The organism is Pedobacter sp. MC2016-24 (genome assembly GCF_015223055.1).
Classification (GTDB): domain Bacteria; phylum Bacteroidota; class Bacteroidia; order Sphingobacteriales; family Sphingobacteriaceae; genus Pedobacter.
Map to the genome: position 1 here is coordinate 317,607 of NZ_JADFBX010000006.1, position 24,564 is coordinate 342,170.

Sequence of the window (24,564 nt, forward strand, 5' to 3'; positions counted from 1 at the left end):
AGTTGTTAAGCATAAATTATACGCAATGAAGAACATAATTAAAAACTATTGGGCATTATTGATTCCTGTACTCGCCGTGATCATCGCTTTATTTTTCTTTCTTAAGGGGAGTAGTACCGAGGATGATCAGTTGATTGGCATGGTCGATGCCTCGAGTATTGACGTAGCGGCAGAATTTCCAGGAAGATTAGACTCTTTACTGGTTTCGCAGGGCGATACGGTGAAGGCCGGGCAGTTGCTGGCCATATTGCGCTCTAATGAGATCGATGCGGTGAAGGCACAGGCATTGGCAGCCATAGACGCTGCTAAAGGTCAGCAGGAGCTTCTTGCGCAAGGTGCAAGACCGGAGTTGATTGAAGCGACCGCTAAGCTGTACCAGATCAGTGAAGAGCAGTATAAGCTATTTAACACCACGTATCAGCGGATGGAGCGTCTGTACAATGCAGATGTAATTTCCGGCCAGGAGAAAGATGTGTTCTACTTCCGGTACCAAGCAGCAAAAAAGGAAATGGAAACGGCACAGCTAAACCTGCAAATGCTTAAAAATGGTGCCAGACCTGAACTCAAAAAAATGGCTAATGCTGTTGTAAGACAAGCAGAACAAGCCTACGCGTTAACCAAATCTTTAGGTGACAATACCCGTGTACATGCACCGGCCGATGGCGTAATTTCCAGCCTGGTGACGCATCAGGGAGAAATTGTATCCATTGGCTACCCAATGATGACCATTGAAAAGAAAAACTCGGTACTGCTCCGGTTTAACGTCCGGCAGGACCGGGCCAAAGGCCTGAAAGCGGGAGACCTGGCTAAAGTAACTGTACCGGGCTGCGGTCCTGAAACCTTTGCTGTTAAAGTGTCTGCAATTTCACCAACCTTAGAATTTGCAAACTGGGTGCCATCAAAAGATAAAGGACAATTTGAGCTGAGGACATTTACAATCGAATTTAAACCTGAAAAGCCTGCAGACATCAAAGGCTTACGTTCGGGAATGACCGCTTCATTAATTTTACCTTAATCCATGCACAATTTAGGAAAAATCATATGGCGGGAGTGGATGCGCATAGTCACCTTACCAGTGTTTTACCTGGTCTTGTTGGTGGTGCCGGCTGTGCTTTTTTCTTTCTATGCGCTGATCTATGAAAAGCAAGACGCCAAGCATCTGACATTTGCCATTTGGGATGAAGACCGTTCGCCCATCAGCAGGCAGCTCATTTATTTGCTGCAGCAAAGGGAGACGCTTCAGATTACCAAAAGGGTAGGTAGTGAGGCTGAGGTACAGGCCATGATTCAGCGTGGGGAAATTCTAGGTGCGGTGCACTTCCCTGCAAATATGGAAAAAGATATTTTTAGTCGCCATGCCGCCAATGTAACGTTATATACCAATGCGGCATCCCTGGTCCCTGCCAAATTGATTTACAAAGCGGTAGCCGAAGTCGTCATTACGGGAAGTTCCGGTGCCGTTTTGCAGAAGCTAGTCAAGACGGGGATGAAAGCAGATCAGGCCATGGCCATTGCCAACCCCATTAAGCTCAATTCCTATCAGCTTTACAATGCAACTTACAATTACCAGGAGTACCTGGTACCTGGATTAATTACGGTGGGTATGCAGATGATCATCATCATCAGTAGTATGCTGGCCTTAAATTATGAATGGAAAACAAATACCATGCTTGCACTGAATGAACTGGCCAATGGATCGGCGCTGACCATCGTTGCCGGAAAAACCATTGCGCATCTGGTAGTCTGCTGGCTCAATTTCGTCCTCATCGCATTTGTGGTATTTCCGGTTTTTGGAATCGGGGTGTCTTCTGCTACAGGTAAGTTTTTTTTGGTGTATACCTTGCTGTCTATAGCATGTTTAGGTATTGGTATGTTTATTTCAGCTTTATTTAGAGATGTGATGCTGTCCGGTGATACAGCATTGTTTTACACCTCGCCTGCATTTGTATTCAGTGGTTTTACCTTTCCGCGATGGGCGATGCCCTGGTACGACCAGTATTATGCAACCATTATGCCTTATACGCCGTTTTTAGATGCTTTTTTTAAGGTCTATTATATGGATTTGCCGCTCAGGTATGCTCAGGCAGATTTGAATAAACTGCTGATATTTTGCCTGGTCACGTTCCCCACGGCCATTATTTTGTTCCAACGACAATTAAAAAACGGTTTAAATGAAGAAACAGCCACAGCAATCGCTCATTAAATTCCTGCTCAGGGAGGCTTCGCTGGTGGCAAAAGATCACAGTTTGCTGCTAACCCTGCTCATTGCGCCTTTATTATACGCTTTCTTTTATGGCAGCATTTACATCAATAAAGAAGAAGAGAACGTGAAACTTGCGGTAGTGGACGACGATCAGTCCCGGCTGTCGCGTTTGCTGCAACAAAACATCGACAATTCACCAGTGGTTGAACTGATTCATTTTTCTAATCTCGGCGATGCGAAAGAACAGATGTACCGCGGTGTTTGCCAGGGTTATTTTTATATCCCTAAAGGCACCCAGAGCAATTTGTTAAGCTTAAAACAAAGTAATGTGGTACTCGCGGTAAATGCGGCAAGGTTCTTACCCTCCAGTGACTTATTACTCAATGTGCAGCAAGTTTGCTTGACGATTGGTGCAGGCGTAAGATTACAGTATATCCAAAAGAGCGAAGGTTTAAATACAGCAACTGCCATGCAAAGTGTAATGCCCATTAACCTGGATTACCGGCCATTGTTTAATGAACGTTCCAGTTACGGTGCTTTTTTGTTACCGGCGTTGCTGGCTTTAATTTTGCAGCAAACATTGCTGATCGGCTTGTCGGAAAGTGTAGCCGGAGAACGTCATCATGGGGGATTGAAAGTATGGCTTGCTGGTGGAATTTCACTGGCCATATGGGGTAAAGGCCTGTTTTACCTGATTCTTTTTGGTGCTTATGCTTTTTTCTTTCTCAACGTCAATTACCAGATTCTGGCTTTGCCCATGCGGGGAAATGTACTGGAACTTGCGCTGCTTTTCTTCCTGTTTATCGTCACTTTGATTCCTATGGCACAGTTTATTGGATCCTGGTTTAAAAGTCAGTTGTTGTGCCTCCAAATGATGGCTTTTTCCACCTATCCGATTTTTCTGATTACAGGTTATACCTGGCCGTTTGAGTCACTTCCTGTGTTTGTACAGTGGCTGTCCATGCTGCTGCCCACCTCACCATTCATTAAAATATATACAGGTATGGTACAATCCGGAGCGGATTTATCCGCTTATAAGGGGGCACTGGTTCATTTATTGGTCCTCTGGCTTTTTTACAGTGGTCTTTGTTACCTCAGGCTACATCTACTCAAACGCAGATCAAATCCAGCCGGTTGATCCTTATTCGTTCAAAGCTGCGGTAATTTCTTCGCCAATTTCTTTAATGGTATGCTCGCATAAAACGAAGTCCAGGCGTTCCCTGCTCAGGTCCGGTTGGTATTGTGGTAAATCTCCCAGGGCGATCTCTTCGTCCGCAATCTGCTCCCAGCCTTCAGCATCTGCTTCTGGCCGGATGGCACCCACAATCTCTCCGTAGTACAACACTTTATAATACCCTTCCGGCTCGGGTAGTATGGTTAGCGTTACTTCCTTCTCGCCAAAACCAATGCTTATATTAAATGGTTTCATAGCCTAATAACCATCAAATCAGGCAATTGTTTGCAAGTTGGCTTACATAATTGTAATGCCCGCGTTAAAGCCCAGCCAGCCTTTATTATTGCCGCTAAAGCTATGATGTTTGTTGGGATAAACCTGTTGTTTGTAGTGCTTGGCACTTGAACCTGGCGGAGCATCGGTATTGTAGTAGTAATAGGTGGGCCCGGCAAATACGCCTATACCCTTAAATAGCTGTACCTGAAGGTTGGTTTGCAGTTTGTTTAAAGTATTACCAAAGTCAAAATTGCCAAGGTAGAGGTAATGAAAGGATAGTTCCGCGGCAATAGATATCCGTTTGCTGATGATGAAATCATGCCCCAGACCGAGGCCCAGACTGCTCACTTTTGCGGTATCAGAGATATTGGTTCCAATGTACATCATCGAGTACAGCTTGGCATTTCCGGTTTTATATCCGACATTCACATTGGTGATGCTATTGGTAGATAGGCTGAGCTGATGATAACCATGTTTAACCAGATTGATCAATCCGATGCTGTAACCCGAAGAGCTGTCAGACAAATTGATCAGGCCGATTTGCACGCCATTCATGTTTTTGGCATAGTTAAATAATCCGGCAATCTGAATTCCTTTCAGCTCACGCGCTGTAATATTACCCAAGCCGGCCAATTGTGCACCATTTGTACTTTTTCCGACCAGGTTAATCAGTCCTGCTGCCTGCATTCCCAAAGACTTGCCATGGGTCACATTCATCAAGCCGGCCATTTCAAAGCCTGTTGAGTTTTTCCGGTTGTGATTGATCAACCCTGCAGCCTGCATACCGGTTTGTTCGCCTTGAACCTCGTTGTGTAAACCTGCCACCTGGAAGCCTTTCACCGAACCGCCAACAAGATTAAACAATCCGGCAAACTGGAGCTTGCTCATGTCACCTTTATTGATGTTGAACAGTCCTGCCATTTCAAAGCCATTGGAGCCTGCGGTATAGCCTCCCAGGACATTTAAGGAGACCTTATTGACTACCTGCGAACTCATCATCCCATGGGAGCTTAAACCTGGCGTAAAAGAAGCCTGGAAGGGGCTGTAGGCAAAGAAGTTTGGAATGTTTAGGTTTTGCAGTCTCTGTTTGGAAGAAATGAAGAAACGGCCAATGCCGGAAGAACCTATAGCGTTATAGGGATTGACTTCATCATCCGCGCCTTTATAGCTGCCGGGTTTTACGGTAATGTCCGAAAGAAATACCAGGGTAGTGTCCCGGTAGGTGTCTTTACTTGCAGTGAGGATCACTTCTGAATGGTTCCCTTTGAACCTGAGCTTAAAATAACCGTTGTCATCGGTTAATGTAGATTGTAGCAAGCGTTTTTCATATACACTGGCTTGTTTTACTCTTTTACCCGTTTTAAGATCTGTGATATAACCGCTGATCAGATACAGTTGCTCGGCCGAAGTGATGTTTTCTGGTTCTATAGTTAAGTGATTGGCTGCATACCTGAGGATAATGTACTCACCAGTTTCTTTATAATCTACTTTTCCATTAAACAACTGATCCAGGATGTCTCTGACATAAGCAGATTTGACATCAATGTTTACAATGCTGTCCTGCTTAAATAAGCTGCCGCTATAAGAGAAATAGAAGTCGCCGGCCTTGCTCATTTTATCCAGTACAGCAGATACAGGCTCCTGCCTGATGTTTAACGTCACCCTTTTATCCAGATTACGTGGGGGAGCAGAAACCAGGGGTTGCCCTTTGCAAATAGCGATCGTAAAGCTCAGCAATAACAATAATTTTAATTTGATCATTTGTTTTCAGACAACAGAATCTGGTTTTGGTTACGACTTATTTTCAGATCCATGGTTTGCGCGATGGTTTTAAGATTATCATCCAGGCTGCTTTGGGCTTTAAGTGTAGTGGTGATGGTTTTGCCATGTAGGTTAGGGCTTGTCAATTTGATTTCTGCACCGTAGGCCTCGTTTAATGTACCAATCAATACAGATAGGGGCGTATTTCTGGCAATGAACAGCTGGCTGCGGTAATAATTGTACAATTCGTCGGTGGTTTGCCCTTTTGCCAGATGGTCGGACTTAGCCGAAATCAGTACTTTTTCTCCTTTTCGCAATTCAATTTCTTCTTTGCCGATCTGCACTTTAACGATCCCGGTTTCTACAATAACTTCCGTTTCATGGTTTAAATGCTTGATGTTAAAAGAGGTTCCAACTACTGTAACAGCTACTTTTTCTATCTCGATAACAAAAGGATGCCTTTGATCGTGTGCCACCTGGAAGAACACATTGCCCTGCGTTAATTTTAAACTCCGATGTCTCTTGAAATTACTGATATAGCTGATTTTAGAGTTTTTATTGAGCGTAATTTCAGAGCCATCTGGTAATTTTTTAGTGATCACCTCGTTGCTGGATGCCAGGTCTGTATAGGCCGAAGAACTAAATAGGCTATAGGTACTCCACAACCCCGCAATAAGCAGTAGCACCGCTGCAATTTTTAACCATCCAAAATTTCTTTTGAGTGGAATCACACGAGTTTGTACGGTTCTCTCTTTGAACTTTAACCAGGCCTGATCTTCATTTACCATGGTGTTGGAAGCCAGTTTTTTACTGCTTAACCAAATCTGTTCAAACTGGCTAAAGTATTTTTTATTGGCAGGACTTTCCTCCAGCCAGGTATCGATGCTGATTTTTTCGGCTGTGGTTGCTTCATTTAAAAGAAACCGTATCAATAATTCATCTGTCATCTGTTTCCTTTAATTAAAAAAGTTCTTATAAAAAATTATCCAGGGTAATGATAGGGTAATGAGTGTAATGAAATCTGCCAGCTTAAGCCTCAGTATTTTTAAAGCCTTGCCCATTTGATTTTCTACGGTTTTGATTGAAAGCCCCAATTGCTCAGCAATCTCCCTGTACTTCAACTCTTCAAAACGGCTCATTTGAAAGATCGTTCTGCAATGCTCCGGAAGTTCATTTAAAGCCTGATGTAGTTTCATTTCCAATTCATTCAATTCAACCCTAGAAGAGGCTGCCTCATGGCTGTCGTTCATAGAATAGGCTGCATAGTCCTGGTACTTCGTTTCCACTTTTTGACGTTTGATGTAATTTAAGCTATCGTGATAGACACATTTATACAGGTAAGCTTTGATGGACGTCTGCACCTGGAGCAACTCCCGTTTTTCCCAAAATTTAAGGAACATGTTTTGTACAATTTCTTCTGCCAGGTCCTGATCACGCAGAATCACATTGGCATAAGCATGCAGCTCCTTATAATGTGATTTGAACAATTGTTCAAAAGACAAGTCGTTATGATACTCTGTGACGGATGCTGAAGCAGGATAATTCAATTCCAAGGGCTTTAAATCTTTTCAAATATATTAGTTTTTGCTTTGAACAATTGTGGTCAAAGATTTATTCGTTTCAGGAGTTCCATTCCGCTAGGGCTGCTCGTGGTAATGAGGTCAATGTATTCTACTTTAGGATACAAGAATGTTCCGCCGTTGATACGTACAAATACCCGTTTCAGCAATAAATCTTTACCTTCGTCTCTAATGTAAATGCGATATCGGTGATCTGACTCGGTTTTTTTGAGATACAAAGGCATGCTTTTATACGCCATGAGTCTGATTTCATAAACCTCGTTTTCCAGGGCTTTACATTTAATACCGTATGCAAATTTTTGCTCCACCAGGCTCAATTCTTTCGTGCTTCCATCTTCAGCATAGCGAATCCAGGAGCTTTTTACCGGATTTGCTTTGTTGACTTGCCCCTCTGCATTTAAATTCAGTTCATAAATGACGGTATTGGCATCGGGGTTTCGTTGCAGAAAGAAAAGCAGGTTATTGCCGCGGGGAGTCGGCAGATTGTTTTCAAAGTCAGGCTGATTTACATTTGGGCCATTTTGAGCAAGGATGTCCTGACTAAACAACAATGCGATACCCAGGATCATCACGATTGCCGTTAACAATTTTAAGTTGTTTTTTTTCATAACATGTTGGGCTGTGATGGTTTTAGCAGTCTGTAGTTTTCTATATTTAGCTATTTCCGATGGGTTTCCGAAGATGAAAAATAACAGTTCAGCGATTCCATCATTGGGTTTAATGTCCTTAAACATATCTCTGTACATATAAAGCTTCAAGAAAGGCAAAGCCTGGTGGTATAAGGTAATTGGACTTATAACTTAATGAGTTTACCGGAACCGCTTATTTTAGAATCCACTTCGGGTACACCCAGGTATTCCACTTTTCCGCTACCGCTTATCCTCACTTTTAAATGATCTTCAACGCCTATTGTAACTGATCCGCTACCAGACAAATCTATATCCGCTTTTTTAGTACTGAGCTTTTTTAAATCTGCTTCGCCAGAACCGGAAATGCTGATATTGGTTTCCTTAGCTGTAATCAGGTCATTGGCTTCCACTTCCCCTGAGCCGCTAATGGATATTTTAAGTGTTTCAATGACTGGGAACTGACCTGCAATGTCTAGCTCAGTGCTGCCACTTAAAGAAATGGTATTCAGGTATGGAAGCGTAACAAATGCTTCCACATCATCGTGTTGTACACTGGCCTTTTGATAGCCCAGGTACAAAATGCCGTTAACAATTTCGGTTTTGTAATAGGGAAGGAGGTTGTTCGATCCTTTCAATACCACTTTGTGGGCGCTGCCATAACTGATGTGGATAGGGGTTGATCCGCTGGTATTTACGCCTGTAAAATTACCTGGTTCGCGGGTTTCAGCTATTTTATCGCCACTGGCGGTTAATTTGTCTTTACTGCAAGCCATCCATAAGCAGGCAAATGCAGTGTACATGAGTATTTTTTTCATAGCAATGAAATTGAGTTGTTGTGTTATCTGTTAAAAAATAAATTGAATGCCGCCGGTATAGCCCAGGTATAGTGCGTTGAGGTTATTGCCCCATTTGCTTTCCCAGGATTTGATGTACTTTTTAGTGAGCGTGCGGCCCTCGTAACTATCGGTATTGATGAAGTTTAATGCTGGTCCGGCAAATATTTCGATATTCGGACTGATTTTGAAGGCAGGTAAAATGCGCAGTGAAGATTTGAAATAATCACCCTTTTTAAAGTTTTCAAGGGAGCCTGCAGCGAGTTCTGCATTTACCCGGAAGGAGTTAGACTGAAATAAGTGTGCACCCAAGCCGACTTCAAATGCATATACCGCTTCGGTATTTTCAAAATTATAGCCGATACCAATAATCCCATAGAGCTTTTTACCGCCGGACCTGAATGTGGCCAGGGTTGTCAGATTTTCATCTGTGGTTAAAGCAATACTTTTTTCGCCGTTTTTAACCAGGTTGATGATTCCAATGGGAAAGTCACTGCTGTCGGCCACATTAATGAAACCAGCAATCTGTGCACCCTTAACTTTCTTTGCAATATTGATAAAACCTGCAATTTGTGATCCTTTGACGTCTTTAGCCGTGTTCATAAAACCCGCTACTTGTGTTGCACTCACAGATTTGGCAATATTGGTGAAGCCGGCAAACTGCGAGCCAGCCAGGTTTGCAGCTTTATTCATAAAGCCGCCAATCTGGATGCCTTCAACGTCTTTGGCAAGGTTGGCAAATCCTGAAATTTGTGCACCTTTAACCTGACCTGCGGCGATGTTGCCAAATCCGGCAATGGCAAAACCATCACCAGAACCATAGGTGTTGAGGACGCCGGCAAATTGCGCTCCGCTAGCCTGATGTTTGATGTGGTTAGAAAAACCTGCAACCTGGAGTCCGGATGCGTTACCGCGAACAATGGTGCTTATTCCGGAAAAGGATGCCCCGTTTTCTGCTGCCGAAACCCCGGCAATCAAATGAAGGGAGAACTTGTTGGTGTCCAGCGGGGCATGGGTGCCGTTGCTGCTCAATGGATAAACCAGGCCCACATGGATTTTTCCGTTGGAACTGTGTTGTGCGCTGGCAGTTAGTCCGCTGGCAAGTAAAATCGCATGTAATGTGTTGCGTAAAATGTTCATTGTTGTCTTATTTTAGGGTAGGACAACGAGATGAGCTTTTACCCCCACGCAGAATTTATAATTTTTTTAAAGGCTGCTGATGTTTCGTCTTCCTACAGATAAAACCACTAAGGAAAGGATAGAAGTGGCCGCCATAATAGCCACCATAGGTAATGCCGAATCTGCGCTAAAAAATCCGATAAAAGCAGAAGCCAGTGCACCCAGACCCATTTGTAAAGCGCCCATTAATGCCGATGCACTCCCTGCATTTTTAGTAAACGGTGCCAGCGAAAGTGCTGCAGCATTGGGATTGGCTACACCCAGGCAACATAAGAAGGCGAATAGAAGTCCTATGGTTTCTGCCAGACCAAACCAGCCGTTTAAGGTTCCGGTTAAAAATATAATGACAGTAACCACTTGTGCTACCAGGGCAGCATAGATCAGTTGTTCGCTTTTATATTTTTTAAGCATCAGGGTGTTGACCTGACTGGAGCCGATAAATCCTACAGATAGGAAAGCAAAGATCCAGCCGTATGTTTCCTCTCTGACTTTAAATAGGGACATGAAGAGCATCGGAGAACTGGTGATGTATACAAACAATCCTGCAAAGGCCAATGCGCCGGTAATTGCATAGGTGTAAAATTGTGGTTCGCGCAGTACGGCAATGAAATTGTTCAGGATTGGCCTGGGCTTTAGGGACATGCTGGCATCTGGCTGATAATTGCTGGGTAACCAAAGTTTACTGGCAATTAAGTTAAAAATTCCAATGCCCGTCAGGATCAGGAAAACTGCATGCCATCCGAATGCTACCGTTACATAACCACCTAAAGTAGGGGCAATCATAGGCGATACGCCCAATACCAACATCAGTAATGCAAATACTTTGGCATTTTCGCTAACCGGAAATAAATCGCGTACCATAGCGATCGCTGCAACCGTGGCAGCACAACTGCCCAGGGCTTGTATAAATCTTAAGGCAATGAAAGCGTCAATGCTATGTGTTAAGGCACAGCCCAGGGAGGCTAAAATGTATACGAGCAAACCAATGAACAGCGGTGTTTTTCTGCCGAACTTATCCAATAAGGGGCCATAGAGCAGCTGACCGGCAGAAATGCCAATAAAATAGCTGGACAACGACCAGGCTACTTTTCCTTCGTTGGTATGCAGGTCTCTGGCAATTGCTTTAAATCCCGGAAGGTACATGTCGATGGAAAATGGTCCTAATGCTGTTAATGATCCTAAAATAAGGATCAGGGTAAAATATTTCTTTTGAGTCATAAAATTCGGGGAAACAAAACTGGTTGGGAAAATGAAGTCCAAAATTATATAACTTTTGGCAGACATTATGTAAATTGTAGTGCTGTTTATTAATTTATCTTTGTATTTCATATTTGAACTTAGCTGCTGATTTGTATGTTGTATATTAAAAATATGGTTTGCGACCGATGTATCCTGATTGTTAAACAACAATTTGAGGGCATGGGCTTAAAGGTGACCGATATTTCCCTGGGAAAGATTGCGACTGATCCTGAACCGGATGCAAATCAAATCACAGCTATAGGAAAAATGCTCGAAGGCCTCGGCTTTGAATTGATTGATAAAGAAAAAGACCAGTTGGTTGAACAGATCAAAACGCAGATCATCAATCTGGTTCATTATTCTGACTTAAATGAGGTTAATCAAAGTATACTGCAGGCTGTAGCTGAACATTTGAATAAGGATGCGGCTTATTTGAGCAGGTTGTTCTCGGAATCGGAAGGTTTAACGATCGAAAAATACATCATCCAGCAGAAAGTAGAAAAAGTAAAAGAATTTCTAGAGTACGGGGAGTTAAACTTAAATGAAATTGCTTACAAAATGGGCTATAGCAGTAGTGCACACCTGTCTACTCAATTTAAATTGCTTACCGGCTTAACCCCAAGTAAGTATAAAGGGAATGCTTCAAACGGCAGACGCGCACTGGATAAAATCGGTTAATCTTAAGGTCAGGCCCTCACATAGTTCGCACCTGGTTCAGACTTCCTTCGCAAAACGGGCCCCTTTCATGCGCTTTCTGTGGAGCATGTGCGAGCAATGTGTGAAGAAGGTATTTTTTTGTGAACATCTTGTCACGTACTGGTAGTATCGCAGAAAGAATGTAACAAATTCTAAAAAATATAGTCTTTATATATTAATGATTTAGTAAAATTAATTTTAGACTATCCATCTAAATTAGTATCATTAGGATTTAAAATACAATCTACTGAAAAACGAAATTTACGAATGCCTAATTATAAACACTATTCTTTTGATTTGTGGTTAACGTTAATTAAGTCGAATCCCGACTTTAAGATTGAGCGAACCAAATATTTCCATCAACATTTTAATCCAAAAAAGAAGTCTTTCGAGGAGGTAGCCCAGGTTTTCAGAAAGGTAGACCTGATGGTAAACGCCATCAACGAGAAAACCGGTAAAAATATTGATGCAGATGAAATGTACCTCCTGGTGATCAGTATCATAAATGATTATGAAACAACTTTTCAGGATATAGATACCGAATCTCTGTATGCTGAAATGGAAGTACTTTTATTCAAACATATGCCCCTGTTATATTGTTCTCAATGTATTGAAGTATTGACTAAAATTAAAGAATCGGGTTTGAACACAACCAATATTTTAAGCAACACAGGTTTTATTAAAGGAAAAACACTAAGAAAGGTAATCAAAGCCCTGGATTTGGATGCCTTAATTGACTTTCAATTGTACTCTGATGAGGTTAGACTGTCCAAACCTAATCCCTTGTTTTTTAAACTGATGCTCGATACCATCGACAAAACCAAACACCCTAAGCTTGCTTTACACGAAATCATTCATGTTGGAGACAATCCCAATGCGGATGTTTTAGGTGCACAAGGGATTGGCATCAACACCTTGCTGATCAATTCCAACCATTTATCAATTTCACATTTACTGATATGATCCCATATACCTACGCCCTGCACAAAATTAACAATACCAGTAATTTTGGATTTCATGCTGATGATTACAGCCGTTTTAAATTTGGAGACGAATTGGTTTCCCGGAATTTTGGTAAAGAACTGGCTGACGGCTTTATCCGCGATTTTTTAGCCGATAACCTGATTACGGAGCAAATTGTGGTCATTTCAAGTCCATATTGCTTTATTCCAACAGCTACTTTTGCCATGAAAAACCACTTTGTAAACCGGTTGAACCGCTGGTTGGTGGAACATGGCGGATTGGTGGTACAGGAAGCCAAGGTACACCGTACCATTACCTACAAGGAAGATTATGGCGAGCTGAGTGCTGAGGACAGGATGAAATTGATCGGCAATGATTCTTTTCACATCGACAAAGATTTTTTGAAGGACAAAACTTTATTGTTTCTGGATGACATTAAAATCACAGGCAGTCATGAAAGGATGATTATGAAAATGGTTAAAGCATATGGATTGAAGAATGACATCCACATGCTTTATTTTGCCGAATTGGTGAATAAAGAAATTCATCCAAACATTGAAAATCATTTGAATTATCACCAGATCAAGTCAATTTTTGACCTGGATGAGATCATCAAAAGCGGTTATTTCAGTATAAATACCAGGATCGTTAAATATATCTTAAATTGCGATTTCGACAGCTTTGCCATTTTTTTGGAAAAGCAAAGTGCTGAATTTATCAATAACTTGTACGATTTATCGTTAGGTAACAGTTACCATACCATACCCTCGTACGCTGAAAATTTGAATTACATAAAGAACTACATTAATAATAAAAACTATAAATTGATTTAAATATGGCTATTAACTTGCAAAAAGGGCAGAGAGAAAATATTGATGCTCCCAAATTTACCATCGGTTTAGGCTGGGACAACAACAGCTCAACCACCGGTACTGCCTTTGACTTAGATGCCTCTGTGTTTATTTTAAATGACCAGAAGAAATTGGTTTCTGATGAGCATCTGGTGTTTTATAACAATTTGAAGTCTCCTGATGGTGCTATAGAACACTCTGGTGATAACCTGACAGGCGCCGGTGATGGCGATGATGAACAGATTAAGGTTGACCTGACCCGCATTGATAGTAAAGTAAACGAAATTTGTATTGTGGTTACCATTCATGATGCGGATAACAGGAGACAAAATTTTGGACAGGTAAGAAATTCTTACGTACGCATTTTTGATGCGGTGACGAATGAAGTGGTATTGAAATATGAATTGGAAGAAGATTTCTCGATCGAAACGGCTGTTGAATTTGGAAGAATTTACAAACGCGACGATAAATGGAAATTTGAAGCCGTAGGCATGGGCATGAAAGGTGGTTTACAGGATTATTTAAATAAATATCAATAAGAAATTATGGCAATTAACCTTCAAAAAGGACAAAGAATTAGTCTTGAAAAAAGTAATGGAAGCAAACTTCAAAGTATTTGCGTAGGTATCAACTGGGGCGCGATAGAGAAAAAAGGCATGTTTGGTTTTGGTAAAACCAAGGAAGCTGTAGATCTGGACGCCAGTTGTGCTTTGTACAATGAAAATAAACAACTCACTGAAGTAGTTTACTTTGGTAACCTGGGCTCTAAGGATGGCTCGGTTAGACACAGTGGCGATGATTTAACAGGCGACATGGGTGGAGATGATGGATTGGACAACGAAGTGATCACACTTGATTTTTCACGTTTAAATCCTGGGGTAAACTATGTAGCTTTCGTATTGAATAGCTTTAGAGGTCATGATTTTGGTACCATACCATTCGCTTCTATTCGTATTTATGAGGGAACTCCTAAACGTGTAAATGAAGTTTTTGCAACCTATGACATTGCAAACGGATCTAATTTTGCAGGTCATGTGTCTATGGTTATGGGTGTTTTTTACAAGAAAAACGGTGAATGGAAATTTAATGCAATCGGTGAGCCAACTAAGGATAAAAAACTAGAAGAGACTGTTAAAACAGTGACCCAAAGCTATTTGTAACTGCTGATTTGACTAATTAACTAAATTATGGAAACAAACCAAAATGAGCTGGAACCAGCTGCGGGCACTTTAAAGCTGGATAAGGAAGGTAATGTCAATATGGCTGTGATTACGCTTGAGGACCAGAAGAAGTATCAGGAAATCAGTAAATCGCTGGAACCATCAGACGTAAACTCCATTCTGAATTATGGTATAGAGGCCCAGAACTCGATGGAGAAGTACAGTAATGACTTTCTATCTTCTGTGCGCACATACAACAGCGGTGAGGTTGGTGGATTAATCAATGAATTGCTGACCGAGCTGAATTATATTGACGTGAATGAACTGGAGCAAAGCGGCTTTAAATCATTTATTTCTAAAATACCTTTTCTTAAGAATCTGGTTGTTGACGTTAAAAAACTGTTTCAGAAATACGATGTGGTGGTCAACAACATCGATAAGATCACCAATAAGGTTAAGGCTGGACGTTTAAACTCGATCAAAGACAACAGTTCGCTGCAAACGATGTTTGACAGCAATGTAGGCTATATCCATCAAATGGAGGATCTGATCATCTCGGGGCAACTGAAATACGATGAACTGACGCTTAAGCTTGCTGAAATGGAAGGAAGACCTGCTGATTATCAGGATTACGAAATTGCAGATTTAAGGGATTTTACCAGCAGGCTGGACAAACGTTTGGCTGATATGAAAATCGTGCGTTTCATTATGATCCAGTCTCTGGCACAAATCAGGGTGGTGCAAAACAACAATACTTCCATTGCCGAAAAAGCACAGTCTATTGTATCTACGACCATTCCAGTGTGGAAAAATCAGCTCACTATCGCTGTTGCCTTACAAAGGCAAAAAGCAAATGTGGAGATGCAGAAGAAGATTTCGGACACGACCAATACCATTTTGCAGAAAAATGCAGAGATGCTGAAACAAAACAGTATTGACGTGGCGAGAGAAAACGAAAAAACAGTCGTATCTTTGGATACGCTTAAACGGACTACCCAGTCGCTGATCGAAACATTGAACGAAGTGAAGAAAATTCATGAAGATGGTGCACAGAGCAGGAGGGTGCTGGATGGCGAATTGAAAACTTTGGAAGCTGAATTGAAGAAAAACGTTACCAGAGTTAATTAATTTTAACAGATGGATGAACGCCGTGCATATATTTTAAAGGAATCGAACACAGAGATTAGCCGCCTGCAGCTACTCTCTGTGTTTTTTGATGAAGAGGCGGTGTATAAAATCTTTTTAAGAAGCCAGGTTATTCACCATCTTTTTGAAAGTAACGAAGAGTTGGATATTGATAAACTGGAGCTTTTTCATGTTCAGTTTACTTCGAGTGTCATTGAGCTGTTGCGGAAGATTAAAAAAAACAATGAAAAGAATGTGAGCCTCATTTACGATGAGATTCACATGAATGAGGAATTGATTGAGCAAATGAACAGTTCTGCGTATACAGAACAGAATTTCAACCTGGACAAACAACGCCAAACCTTAAAGATCAATTTATCCCTGAGGAAATTGTTTGACGTGTTGTCAGATCACAGTTCTGAATTTCCTTTTTCAAAAAATATCAATTCGTTCAGCTCACGATATGCTAAGGATTTTTACTACAGCATCACCCCGGATGAACTGGGTCAGTTGATCCGTTACGATCCGAAGGATATGTACGTTGATGTCCATGCCAGTATAGAACGTAAATTAATGGGCTTACTTTGTAAACATGATTTTAAAACTACGTTTTTTTACGGCCTGAAATCTGGCCAGCTGATTATTGAGGTCTACAAATTTTTGGATATTGACCGGTATTTCCTGTTCTTTCCAAGCAGAAATTTATTTCTTTTTTGCGATTTATCCATCCTAAAGGATGTGGATTGGACGACCAATTTATCTGAAAAAGGTAAAATCATCCAAGAGTTATCCTATAAGAATGATCAGTTGGAAAGTAGCGCGGCCGCACTAAAAACCTATATTCCTAAAGAAATCATCAGTTTGCTGGAAGAAAACTATCTGAAAATATCTGACCTTAATTTCCTGGAACATCTGAATAATTTTGATGTACAGGCTAATATTTTAAAAGCAATGCTTAAAACCGATCTTTTTTAGCATTTTTAAGCAATTGTATCACAAAGAATAATTTATAAATAAAAGATGGATAATATGATTAATCATCCCGGTGTGATCATCGGGTTTGCAGTATTGGTAACAGTGATGTTGCTCTTAGATTTGGGCGTGTTTAATAAAAAGGTTCACGCGGTAACCAGTAAAGAAGCCGCGATTTGGTCTGTGGTATGGATCAGTTTATCTATGGCTTTTAGCGGGGTGATTTACCTGACTTCCGGATTTGAAAAATTTACCCAGTTTCAGTCGGCCTATTGGATTGAGAAAGCCCTTTCTGTAGACAATCTTTTTGTATTTATTTTGGTTTTTGGTTTCTTCAAAGTACCGAAGGAACTTCATCATAAAGTGCTTTTTTGGGGCATTATCGGAGCTTTATTGTTCCGTGCCATCTTTATTTTTGCCGGTGTCGGATTAATTAACCTGACCTACCTGCCTGATATGGTTCTGTTTGGTCATCACATGAGCATCAACGTGATCTTGTTGTTATTTGGCCTGTTCCTGATTTATGCAGGTATTAAATCGTGGTTTGCAAGTGACGATGACGATGAAGAGAAAGACTTTAGTAAAAGTGCTGGTGCCCGTCTGATCTATAAGTTTTTTAAAGTAAGTAAGGAATTTGATGGTGGTAAATTTTTTACGGTAGAGAACGGTGTTAAACTGGCAACGCCTTTATTGGTTGTTGTTGCGGTAATCGAATTCACAGATTTACTTTTTGCAGTAGACTCAATTCCGGCGATTTTTGCGATTGCACCTGATGATCCGCTAATCTTATATACGTCTAACATTTTTGCGATCTTAGGTTTAAGGGCTTTATATTTCTTACTGGCTAATTTCATTCATATGTTTAGTTTGTTGAAATACGGATTGGCCATTATTTTAACCTTTATCGGTGTGAAAATGGTGATTGCTCCATTGTATCACATTTCTTCACCTTTGTCTTTGTCGATCGTAGGAGGTGTGTTGATTCTGTCGGTAATTGCTTCGTTAATTTTTGCACCTAAAAAGGAAGAACAAGAAAGTTAAAAATACTTTAACATAAAAAAAGCCTGGTCAATTGACCAGGCTTTTTTTATGTTAAAGTATTTCGGGACTAGTATAAACTAAACTCTACTCTACGGTTTTTCTGACGACCTTCAGCTGTTTTGTTTGAAGCGATAGGTTGGTTTGGACCGTAACCTGTTGCTTCGATGCGTGAAGCGTTAGCACCTTGAGACACTAAATAAGCCTTGATAGATTCAGCTCTTTCTTTCGATAAACGTAAGTTTAAGGCCATTGAACCTGTATTATCTGTGTGACCAGCTAATTTCAAGCTAAAGTTTTTGTCTACCAATAAAGCAGCAACTTTATTCAAGGTAGCGTAAGATTTAGAACGGATGGTTGCTTTACCTAAGTCAAACTCTAAGTTTTTGATGGCTTCGTCAACTACTTTACGATCTGCTTCAGTTACTACAACTTTAGTTTCTTTGATCACTTCACGTTGAACTTTGATTGGGCAACCTGAACCATCTACAACTGTACCTGATGCAGTACCAGGGCATTTGTCAAATTTGTTAGCTACACCATCGTTGTCATCGTCACCCATTTCCTGAGCATATTTAGCAGCCATAGCTTCTCTGTCTCTTCTTGCGTTTTCTTCAGCTGTAGACAATGCTCTTCTTAAATCAGCACTTTCTTCTGCGCTCTGGTTACGTAAGTTAGCCAATGAGCTGTAGTTTTGTAATTGCGGTTTGTCTTTGCTTCCTAATGCAAACTCCAGACCGATGTGTCCGTAAGAGAATTTGTCATTTCTTGAACCAGAGTTAAATCCGTCAAATTTATCAGATTTTACAAAGTTTACATCATAACCCATATCCAGGTTGATTCCTTTTGCAACACCCAATTTGAAACCTGCACCAACTGGTACAAACCATCTTTCTTTGTAACCTTCATTAGCTGCGGCAGGTACGTTGGTAGTTGTAGCACCAGATACCATATAACCAGCACCAGCTTTAACGTAAGGAATCAGAATTGCATTTTCCTGGTTGATGTTGATGTTTGCAATGTTATATACAGCGGTAACGGCTGCAGACCAGTCGATTTTGGTGCTGTACTCAGAATTACCTAAATAGGTATTGTTTCCGTTAGCATCAATACCGCTATAAGATCTTAATCCCTGAACTTTTCCCGCAAGGAAATCAGCTTGTAAACCTAAAGAAGGCAGGATTTGTTTCTTAACGAAAGCACCGTAACCGATGGTTTCTTTAGCGGTTTGAAAATCACGTTCTTTACCGTTAAATATTGTATTTTGGCTCAATACACCTCCGTGAATACCTACAGACCAGGTGCGGAATTCTTTTGGTGCAAATCTGCCTGTTGAAGGAGCGTCTTGTGCGAATAATTGCGATGAAGCTCCCACCAGGGCAACTACCATTGCGGCTTTTGTAATGTTCGATTTCATTTTTCTTGTTATTTAGATATATGTATTTTCAGTTATTTAAATAGTACTGAACGACCAATCCATTGTAATAATCCTGCCAAAGCCTATTTTAAAAAATAATATTTATTAATTAATTAGAAATCAGCAGATTATTGTAGCGTTTTAGCGCGCAAGAAAAAATGAAACCGTTATTTATATAAGCTTGTTAGTGTATAGTTTTTGCTACAATTTAGCTTTGGAAGCCAAAATCACAATTCAAAAATTTCCCCTTTTTCAGGGATATTTACTGCGTAACCAGCGGATTTCAGTGCCTCTGATAAGCTGTTCAGGCTTTTTTCTTCTCCATGAACGAGAAATACCCGTTTCAATTTCAAAGGATCCTGTTGTTTAATGGTATTGACGAGGTCGGCATGGTCACCATGCCCGCTCAGCAAATCGGTTTGTTTTATGGTTGCATAAACCATCAGGTCGCGATGGCGTAAACGAACGATGGGGTCGCCTCTAAGTAATCTGTTGCCCAGTGTTCCTTTAGCACAGTACCCAATAAATAAGATGGTGCAATAATAGTTTTGTATATTATAATATAGGTGATCCTGAATTCGTCCACCTTCAAGCATTCCAGCGGAGGAAATGATGATACAAGGTTCGTGATAATTGGAGATGGACAGGCTTTCGCGTTTATCGTGTACGTAAGATAGCCCATCAAAATCGAACCTGTCGCCTTTATTGCTATAGAAATCCTGTGATTCTGCGTTTAAGAGCTGATGGTGTTTGCGATAAATATCTGTAGCAACTTCGGCCAGAGGACTGTCCACAAAAACCTTAACAGGTGGTAAAAGTTTTTCGGAGAATATCTTATTTAAGGAATATACCAGTGCTTGTGTACGACCGATGCTAAATGCAGGTATAATTAAGCGGCCTGGAAATTTGATGCAGGTTTCATTTATGGTTTCTATCAGTTTATCCTGAAGGGTAGTCTCAGTACTGTGAAGACGACCGCCGTAGGTAGATTCAGATACAATATAGTCTACCTCAGGAATGATTTCCGGATCAACCAGAACCGGATAATTATGCCGGCCTATATCTCCGGTGAAAGCAATTCTTTTTTCTGTGCCCTGATCATTTATGGTTAAAACTATGGCTGCTGCGCCAAGTAAATGTCCGACTGGAATGAACGATAGACTAACATCCGGACTCAGTTTAAATGTTTTATTAAAACCAATGGTCACGAACCTGTCTACAGTCTCCATGACATGCTTTTGAAGATAGAGTGGGGCAGGGCCAGACCTGGAGCGTTTGTTTCTGCCGCGTTTATTTTGTTTGTTGAGGAAGATATTGACAGAATCCAGGAGTAAAATTTCAGTGAGATCTGCAGTAGGTGGGGTACATAAGATTTGACCTTCAAAACCCATTCGGATCAAGGTTGGTAAATTACCTGAATGATCGATATGCGCATGAGTCAGCAATACCACGTCGATTGTACCAGGATCAAAAGGGAAATATTGGTTTTCTTCCTGGAAAGTATCTTTTTCATAGTCGAGCCCGCAATCAATCAGTATATTATAGTTGGATAACTGGAGCAGGTGCATACTTCCTGTTACCTGTTGCGCTGCTCCCCAAATGGTCAATTTCATCTATTTGTTTTATGTTTTAGTTGTCTTATATAGCTTTATTGGACCAGGAATTATAATGTTAATCCACCGAAACTACATATGCTAAGTTATCTTAAAGTTCTCATTTTAATATAAATTGGATTCAAAAATTATGGTTTGTCAGATTTTAACCAGTCGCCCCAGCTGGCTACGAGGTAGTTATAGTTTAAAATTTTGTTCGTATAACTACCGTCTATTATTTTCCAATCTTTTAATTCATTGATGAAGACCGGTTTTTCCAAACCTGCTTTTAAACTGGCTTGTGTATAGAAATCCTGCTTCTGGAGATGATCCGGACTACAGGCATTGAATGTATAGCCGTAAGCATTTTGCTTGATGATCTGATACGTTAAGGAAATACAATCGTCAAGATGTATGAGGTTAACCGGTGCAGCACCATTAGGTATATTGGTTTTTCCGGCAAAGAATCTTCCAGGATTCCGTCCTGGTCCGATTAATCCAGCAAACCTGAGTACCGTTGTTTGAAAACCTTCCTGTTCTTTTAGCAGCTGCTCTGCCGTCACTATGGCCTTTCCGGAATCTGTTACTGGTTTGACAAGCTCATCCTCATTTACGGACTTGTTGTGATCTCCATAAACGGCTGTAGAGCTGATGAAGATCACATTTTGTATGGTGCTACAATTTATTGCTTTAATGACCTGTTTGATCTTATCGACAAACAGATGTTGTTCTGATGCACTTTTTTTTGGTGGAATACTGATAATTAATACGTCGCTTTCAAAAAAGTCCGTGTCAATCTGCGCTTCGTTTACACCCAGGTCAAGCAAATGTGCAGCTATCCCTTCCTGATCCAATAGGTGTAATTTCGCCGGACTTGTAGTCGAACCCTTAACCAGGTATTTCTTTTCAATCAATAATTTAGCGAGTTCCAATCCGTACCAGCCGCAACCCAGTATGCTAATCTTTTGGTTCATCGGTTTGCCGGTTTATTTTAATCTTGTTTATCGTATTCAATAGTTTTTGGGCTAAAGATGTTACGGTTCAAAAAAAAAGAGGTAATGCAGTGCATACCTCCCTTTGAATTGAGTAAATGATAATTAGAGCAAAGTCACGTTTTGTGCCTCAGGACCTTTTTTACCATCATTTAATTCGAATTCTACACTGTCACCTTCATTCAGCTCTCTGAATGAATCACCTGCAATAGCAGAAAAGTGTACGAAAATATCTTTTCCTCCAGTTTCCGGAGTTATAAATCCAAATCCTTTTGCAGAATTAAACCATTTAACTTTACCTGTTGTACGCATAATATCTTATATATTTCGGTGTGAAAGTAATCAATTGATTATTAATATCAAAATCGATCCATTCTCTTGAAGATATCGGAAAAATAAAATCTGAATACTAGAAAATAAAACATTTATCATGTTTTAGCGTTAATTATCTACATAAATAAATCATCTGAAACCCAATATAAAGGAGAGGAGTAATGGGAAAGCATCATAAATTGAAAGTAAAGACAAATTTAGAGGAGTCTGATAATCTTGGTCTTGACGCCGATCAGTCTTCGTATGGCAGTTCAAAATTGGCATTAAATGATGACAATGAACGGATATCTGGCAATGCAGATGGAGAAAATGACAATAAGGTTTACGATGATCATGATCGTTTTTCTCCGTTGGAAGATAAATAACTGGCTTGCAATTTGCAGGTAATAGATGATACACATTAAAAATCAGAAAGATGAAACCTATATTTTCAATATTAATAGTGACCGGCGGATTGTTGTCTGCTTGTACAAACCACGCAAAAGAAGAAGCTTTGATTAAACAACAAGCTATTGTTGCGGTTAGGGATAGCATAAAATTAGACAGTTTCAAAAAGGCCGAAGTACAGAAAAAAGAGGATGCCAGAATTGCAGCCCAGGTCAAGGTAGAGAAAGAGGCTGCTTTAAAAGAGCAAAAAAGAACTTTGTTACTTTCAGAGCGAAGCGAAGCCGCGAATGCGAGTTCTGCATCCAGTACCCCGGCTAAGAAAAAAGGATGGAGTTCTGCTGCCAAAGGCGCAGTTATAGGCGCAGGTGCAGGTGCTTTAGGCGGTGTGATCATTGATAAGAAAAAAGGCAGAGGAGCCATTATAGGTGGCGTTGTTGGCGCTGGTACAGGCTACTTGATTGGACGTGGTCAGGATAGGAAATCCGGCCGTGTGCAATCTAAAAATTAGTTTAATATAATTAAACTATTAAGTTATTCTTATTCGATATGGTTTTTTAGCTGTCTAAATAAATTGTTTTACAATTTATCGATATTCTTAAAACAATATTTGTAAATATTTCGTATGTTCGTTTACGATAAAGCTAACGTATTTCTAGAATTACAAATGCAGCAATGGCTAAGAAACAGATATTAATAGTTGATGATGAGATTACTATACTCAAATTGCTAAATTTTGTATTGTCTACTGATTATGAGTTGATTATTAAGACAAGTGGAGTTGAAGCACTGAGTTGGCTTGAAGAGGGGAATTCACCGGCACTGATTATATCCGACTTGGAAATGCCCTATTTTGACGGCAGTTCTTTTATCTATAACCTTAAAATAAGCGGTTTTTACAGAGATACTCCGGTAATTATTTTATCGGGAGCTGCAGATCTTGCTGCAAAGGTTGAAAAAATGCCTTTCGAGTTAGACGATTTCATCCCAAAACCTTTTAATCCATCACAACTTAAAGAAGCTATTGCTAATGTATTTAGAAAATATGACACTGTCGGAAGTTAATTCGGATGCGAATCATAAATCAATTACCCTGCTTTATTCAGCGCCTTCATTTTCGGACGAGTTATTGCCTCAATTTGCGATATTCTTCAATGTTAAAAATGTAGATACACTTCAGGATGTTGATGTTTTTTTAAATGAACAATCCATTTATACATTGCCTGATGTGATTTTGCTGGAGGTTGACGCTGAAAAAAAATGCTTCGAGTATATTGCCAAGCTGAAAAAGAATGTATTGCTCAAAGGTCTGGTCATCGTGTTATTAGACGGGAAAACAGACCCAAAAGTTCGTGAATTGGCAATGAAGCATAAAGTAAACGATTTATATGTGGCTCCGTTTCCTTTGAACGACATTTGTGAGCGGATCTTTTTCCTGGTGAAATTTAAATTGATAAAACCCCAGCTTTCTGATCTTTCAAATATTGATTTTACTTATCAGATGCCTTTGGGAAAAAGGTTGTTTGATATTGCCGCTTCTGGTTTTGCGCTATTGTTGATTTCTCCTTTATTGGTAGTCGTGGGCATTATTATCGCTTTAGAATCGAAAGGCGCCGTGATTTTTAAAAGTAAAAGGGTTGGTACAGGATACAAAATATTTGACTTTTATAAATTTCGTTCTATGAGGACTGGCGCAAGTGAAGAGCTTGTACAATTGTCTGATTTGAATCAATACGATAAATCTGAAACTGGTAAGACTACTTTTGTTAAACTTAAGAACGACCCAAGGATTACGAAATTTGGGCGTTTCATCAGAAAGTATAGCATCGATGAATTGCCACAATTGTTTAACGTACTTAAAGGAGATATGTCTCTTGTTGGCAATAGACCTTTACCCTTGTATGAAGCGGAGATGCTCACTTCGAATGAATGGACGATGCGATTCCTTGGGCCTGCAGGCTTAACCGGTTTATGGCAGGTAAGCAGAAGGGGCAAAGCAGACATGTCTGAACGGGAGCGTAAGAAGTTAGATAATTTTTATGCACACAATCATTCTTTTTGGTTGGATATCAAAATCTTGTTAAAAACCCTACCTGCATTGGTTCAGAAGGAATCGGTTTAAAAAATAATAAGCATAAAAAAAGGGATTAAACTATAGTTTAATCCC

Annotated in this window: 27 protein-coding genes; 15 read left to right on the forward strand and 12 right to left on the reverse strand. The window is 40.3% G+C overall.

The annotated features are described in order from the left end of the window. Positions 1-25 precede the first annotated feature (25 nt). The 3 genes from IM797_RS16775 to IM797_RS16785 are packed head-to-tail and all read left to right on the forward strand — an operon-like array spanning position 26 to position 3,341. Complete coding sequence (locus IM797_RS16775) at positions 26-1,015, forward strand: HlyD family secretion protein (protein WP_194128302.1); 990 nt, start codon at positions 26-28, stop codon at positions 1,013-1,015. Between the two features lie 3 nt (positions 1,016-1,018). Next, complete coding sequence (locus tag IM797_RS16780) at positions 1,019-2,203, forward strand: ABC transporter permease (protein WP_194128303.1); 1,185 nt, start codon at positions 1,019-1,021, stop codon at positions 2,201-2,203. Further along, the gene (locus IM797_RS16785) at positions 2,172-3,341 is read left to right on the forward strand and encodes an ABC transporter permease (protein WP_194128304.1); all 1,170 of its coding nucleotides are present in this window, start codon (positions 2,172-2,174) and stop codon (positions 3,339-3,341) included. The genes IM797_RS16780 and IM797_RS16785 overlap by 32 nt, the downstream gene beginning before the upstream one ends. A 3-nt stretch (positions 3,342-3,344) precedes the next feature. On the opposite strand, the gene IM797_RS16790 is transcribed toward IM797_RS16785, so the two are convergent. The 8 genes from IM797_RS16790 to IM797_RS16825 form a co-directional block, all read right to left on the reverse strand. Beyond that, complete coding sequence (locus IM797_RS16790) at positions 3,345-3,632, reverse strand: hypothetical protein (protein WP_194128305.1); 288 nt, start codon at positions 3,630-3,632, stop codon at positions 3,345-3,347. Between the two features lie 42 nt (positions 3,633-3,674). Further along, positions 3,675-5,414: a hypothetical protein gene (locus IM797_RS16795; RefSeq protein ID WP_194128306.1), complete on the reverse strand. Its 1,740-nt coding sequence runs from the start codon at positions 5,412-5,414 to the stop codon at positions 3,675-3,677. Next, entirely contained in the window at positions 5,411-6,361 is a 951-nt protein-coding gene (locus IM797_RS16800; protein ID WP_194128307.1) for a FecR family protein, read from the reverse strand. Before IM797_RS16800 ends, IM797_RS16795 begins: the two co-directional genes overlap by 4 nt. A 9-nt stretch (positions 6,362-6,370) precedes the next feature. Beyond that, positions 6,371-6,967: an RNA polymerase sigma-70 factor gene (locus IM797_RS16805; RefSeq protein ID WP_228098912.1), complete on the reverse strand. Its 597-nt coding sequence runs from the start codon at positions 6,965-6,967 to the stop codon at positions 6,371-6,373. A gap of 50 nt (positions 6,968-7,017) precedes the next feature. After that, positions 7,018-7,728, reverse strand: a complete 711-nt coding sequence (locus tag IM797_RS16810) for a DUF4833 domain-containing protein (RefSeq protein ID WP_194128308.1) — start codon at positions 7,726-7,728, stop codon at positions 7,018-7,020. A 59-nt stretch (positions 7,729-7,787) separates the two neighbouring features. Continuing rightward, complete coding sequence (locus IM797_RS16815) at positions 7,788-8,438, reverse strand: GIN domain-containing protein (RefSeq protein ID WP_194128309.1); 651 nt, start codon at positions 8,436-8,438, stop codon at positions 7,788-7,790. 30 nt (positions 8,439-8,468) lie between these two features. Next, entirely contained in the window at positions 8,469-9,596 is a 1,128-nt protein-coding gene (locus IM797_RS16820; RefSeq protein ID WP_194128310.1) for a hypothetical protein, read from the reverse strand. Positions 9,597-9,662: 66 nt separating this feature from the next. Next, a complete protein-coding gene (locus IM797_RS16825) occupies positions 9,663-10,853 on the reverse strand; it encodes a multidrug effflux MFS transporter (protein WP_194128311.1) in 1,191 nt (396 codons plus the stop codon). A 135-nt stretch (positions 10,854-10,988) separates the two neighbouring features. On the opposite strand from IM797_RS16825, the gene IM797_RS16830 reads away from it, so the two are divergent. From IM797_RS16830 to IM797_RS16865, 8 genes are all read left to right on the forward strand, one after another. Then, positions 10,989-11,552, forward strand: coding sequence for an AraC family transcriptional regulator (locus tag IM797_RS16830; protein ID WP_228098913.1), 564 nt, complete (start codon positions 10,989-10,991; stop codon positions 11,550-11,552). Between the two features lie 285 nt (positions 11,553-11,837). Continuing rightward, the gene (locus IM797_RS16835; RefSeq protein ID WP_194128312.1) at positions 11,838-12,533 is read left to right on the forward strand and encodes an HAD family hydrolase; all 696 of its coding nucleotides are present in this window, start codon (positions 11,838-11,840) and stop codon (positions 12,531-12,533) included. Continuing rightward, positions 12,530-13,366, forward strand: coding sequence for a phosphoribosyltransferase family protein (locus IM797_RS16840; protein ID WP_194128313.1), 837 nt, complete (start codon positions 12,530-12,532; stop codon positions 13,364-13,366). The genes IM797_RS16835 and IM797_RS16840 overlap by 4 nt, the downstream gene beginning before the upstream one ends. Before the next feature lie 2 nt (positions 13,367-13,368). Then, positions 13,369-13,923 carry a TerD family protein gene (locus IM797_RS16845; protein WP_194128314.1) on the forward strand — a complete coding sequence of 185 codons (555 nt, stop codon included), beginning with the start codon at positions 13,369-13,371 and terminating at the stop codon, positions 13,921-13,923. 6 nt (positions 13,924-13,929) lie between these two features. Then, a complete protein-coding gene (locus IM797_RS16850) occupies positions 13,930-14,544 on the forward strand; it encodes a TerD family protein (RefSeq protein WP_194128315.1) in 615 nt (204 codons plus the stop codon). Between the two features lie 27 nt (positions 14,545-14,571). Then, positions 14,572-15,672 (forward strand): toxic anion resistance protein, encoded by a 1,101-nt coding sequence (locus IM797_RS16855; RefSeq protein ID WP_194128316.1) that lies wholly within the window; start codon positions 14,572-14,574, stop codon positions 15,670-15,672. Positions 15,673-15,681: 9 nt separating this feature from the next. Continuing rightward, complete coding sequence (locus tag IM797_RS16860; RefSeq protein WP_194128317.1) at positions 15,682-16,644, forward strand: hypothetical protein; 963 nt, start codon at positions 15,682-15,684, stop codon at positions 16,642-16,644. A gap of 45 nt (positions 16,645-16,689) precedes the next feature. Beyond that, positions 16,690-17,682 (forward strand): TerC/Alx family metal homeostasis membrane protein, encoded by a 993-nt coding sequence (locus tag IM797_RS16865; RefSeq protein ID WP_194128318.1) that lies wholly within the window; start codon positions 16,690-16,692, stop codon positions 17,680-17,682. A 67-nt stretch (positions 17,683-17,749) separates the two neighbouring features. Here IM797_RS16865 and IM797_RS16870 read toward each other — a convergent pair whose 3' ends face one another. From IM797_RS16870 to IM797_RS16885, 4 genes are all read right to left on the reverse strand, one after another. Then, entirely contained in the window at positions 17,750-19,096 is a 1,347-nt protein-coding gene (locus IM797_RS16870) for an OmpA family protein (RefSeq protein ID WP_194128319.1), read from the reverse strand. Between the two features lie 227 nt (positions 19,097-19,323). Further along, positions 19,324-20,709, reverse strand: a complete 1,386-nt coding sequence (locus IM797_RS16875; protein WP_194128320.1) for an MBL fold metallo-hydrolase — start codon at positions 20,707-20,709, stop codon at positions 19,324-19,326. Between the two features lie 128 nt (positions 20,710-20,837). Beyond that, positions 20,838-21,662 (reverse strand): SDR family oxidoreductase, encoded by an 825-nt coding sequence (locus tag IM797_RS16880; protein ID WP_194128321.1) that lies wholly within the window; start codon positions 21,660-21,662, stop codon positions 20,838-20,840. A 123-nt stretch (positions 21,663-21,785) separates the two neighbouring features. Further along, on the reverse strand, positions 21,786-21,992 hold the full coding sequence (locus IM797_RS16885; protein ID WP_194128322.1) for a cold-shock protein: 207 nt from the start codon (positions 21,990-21,992) through the stop codon (positions 21,786-21,788). 182 nt (positions 21,993-22,174) lie between these two features. Between IM797_RS16885 and IM797_RS16890 the strand changes: the two genes are divergently transcribed. The 4 genes from IM797_RS16890 to IM797_RS16905 all read left to right on the forward strand — a co-directional run bounded on the left by IM797_RS16890 (position 22,175) and on the right by IM797_RS16905 (position 24,519). Further along, a complete protein-coding gene (locus IM797_RS16890) occupies positions 22,175-22,378 on the forward strand; it encodes a hypothetical protein (RefSeq protein WP_194128323.1) in 204 nt (67 codons plus the stop codon). Between the two features lie 50 nt (positions 22,379-22,428). Next, positions 22,429-22,908: a YMGG-like glycine zipper-containing protein gene (locus IM797_RS16895; protein WP_194128324.1), complete on the forward strand. Its 480-nt coding sequence runs from the start codon at positions 22,429-22,431 to the stop codon at positions 22,906-22,908. Positions 22,909-23,072: 164 nt separating this feature from the next. Next, on the forward strand, positions 23,073-23,462 hold the full coding sequence (locus IM797_RS16900) for a response regulator (RefSeq protein WP_194128325.1): 390 nt from the start codon (positions 23,073-23,075) through the stop codon (positions 23,460-23,462). Then, positions 23,428-24,519 carry a sugar transferase gene (locus tag IM797_RS16905; RefSeq protein ID WP_228098914.1) on the forward strand — a complete coding sequence of 364 codons (1,092 nt, stop codon included), beginning with the start codon at positions 23,428-23,430 and terminating at the stop codon, positions 24,517-24,519. Before IM797_RS16900 ends, IM797_RS16905 begins: the two co-directional genes overlap by 35 nt. The last annotated feature ends 45 nt before the right edge of the window (positions 24,520-24,564 follow it).

What these genes read in the sequence shown, in the direction of transcription:
- IM797_RS16900 (WP_194128325.1), top strand. Translation starts at nt 23,073, where the DNA reads ATGGCTAAGAAACAGATATTAATAGTTGATGATGAGATTACTATACTC.
- IM797_RS16780 (WP_194128303.1), top strand. Translation starts at nt 1,019, where the DNA reads ATGCACAATTTAGGAAAAATCATATGGCGGGAGTGGATGCGCATAGTC.
- IM797_RS16775 (WP_194128302.1), top strand. Translation starts at nt 26, where the DNA reads ATGAAGAACATAATTAAAAACTATTGGGCATTATTGATTCCTGTACTC.
- IM797_RS16875 (WP_194128320.1), bottom strand. Translation starts at nt 20,709, where the DNA reads ATGAAATTGACCATTTGGGGAGCAGCGCAACAGGTAACAGGAAGTATG.
- IM797_RS16850 (WP_194128315.1), top strand. Translation starts at nt 13,930, where the DNA reads ATGGCAATTAACCTTCAAAAAGGACAAAGAATTAGTCTTGAAAAAAGT.
- IM797_RS16860 (WP_194128317.1), top strand. Translation starts at nt 15,682, where the DNA reads ATGGATGAACGCCGTGCATATATTTTAAAGGAATCGAACACAGAGATT.
- IM797_RS16905 (WP_228098914.1), top strand. Translation starts at nt 23,428, where the DNA reads ATGTATTTAGAAAATATGACACTGTCGGAAGTTAATTCGGATGCGAAT.
- IM797_RS16800 (WP_194128307.1), bottom strand. Translation starts at nt 6,361, where the DNA reads ATGACAGATGAATTATTGATACGGTTTCTTTTAAATGAAGCAACCACA.
- IM797_RS16785 (WP_194128304.1), top strand. Translation starts at nt 2,172, where the DNA reads ATGAAGAAACAGCCACAGCAATCGCTCATTAAATTCCTGCTCAGGGAG.
- IM797_RS16885 (WP_194128322.1), bottom strand. Translation starts at nt 21,992, where the DNA reads ATGCGTACAACAGGTAAAGTTAAATGGTTTAATTCTGCAAAAGGATTT.
- IM797_RS16825 (WP_194128311.1), bottom strand. Translation starts at nt 10,853, where the DNA reads ATGACTCAAAAGAAATATTTTACCCTGATCCTTATTTTAGGATCATTA.
- IM797_RS16880 (WP_194128321.1), bottom strand. Translation starts at nt 21,662, where the DNA reads ATGAACCAAAAGATTAGCATACTGGGTTGCGGCTGGTACGGATTGGAA.
- IM797_RS16855 (WP_194128316.1), top strand. Translation starts at nt 14,572, where the DNA reads ATGGAAACAAACCAAAATGAGCTGGAACCAGCTGCGGGCACTTTAAAG.
- IM797_RS16870 (WP_194128319.1), bottom strand. Translation starts at nt 19,096, where the DNA reads ATGAAATCGAACATTACAAAAGCCGCAATGGTAGTTGCCCTGGTGGGA.
- IM797_RS16845 (WP_194128314.1), top strand. Translation starts at nt 13,369, where the DNA reads ATGGCTATTAACTTGCAAAAAGGGCAGAGAGAAAATATTGATGCTCCC.
- IM797_RS16795 (WP_194128306.1), bottom strand. Translation starts at nt 5,414, where the DNA reads ATGATCAAATTAAAATTATTGTTATTGCTGAGCTTTACGATCGCTATT.
- IM797_RS16895 (WP_194128324.1), top strand. Translation starts at nt 22,429, where the DNA reads ATGAAACCTATATTTTCAATATTAATAGTGACCGGCGGATTGTTGTCT.
- IM797_RS16835 (WP_194128312.1), top strand. Translation starts at nt 11,838, where the DNA reads ATGCCTAATTATAAACACTATTCTTTTGATTTGTGGTTAACGTTAATT.
- IM797_RS16820 (WP_194128310.1), bottom strand. Translation starts at nt 9,596, where the DNA reads ATGAACATTTTACGCAACACATTACATGCGATTTTACTTGCCAGCGGA.
- IM797_RS16865 (WP_194128318.1), top strand. Translation starts at nt 16,690, where the DNA reads ATGGATAATATGATTAATCATCCCGGTGTGATCATCGGGTTTGCAGTA.
- IM797_RS16890 (WP_194128323.1), top strand. Translation starts at nt 22,175, where the DNA reads ATGGGAAAGCATCATAAATTGAAAGTAAAGACAAATTTAGAGGAGTCT.
- IM797_RS16815 (WP_194128309.1), bottom strand. Translation starts at nt 8,438, where the DNA reads ATGAAAAAAATACTCATGTACACTGCATTTGCCTGCTTATGGATGGCT.
- IM797_RS16830 (WP_228098913.1), top strand. Translation starts at nt 10,989, where the DNA reads ATGTTGTATATTAAAAATATGGTTTGCGACCGATGTATCCTGATTGTT.
- IM797_RS16790 (WP_194128305.1), bottom strand. Translation starts at nt 3,632, where the DNA reads ATGAAACCATTTAATATAAGCATTGGTTTTGGCGAGAAGGAAGTAACG.
- IM797_RS16840 (WP_194128313.1), top strand. Translation starts at nt 12,530, where the DNA reads ATGATCCCATATACCTACGCCCTGCACAAAATTAACAATACCAGTAAT.
- IM797_RS16810 (WP_194128308.1), bottom strand. Translation starts at nt 7,728, where the DNA reads ATGTTTAAGGACATTAAACCCAATGATGGAATCGCTGAACTGTTATTT.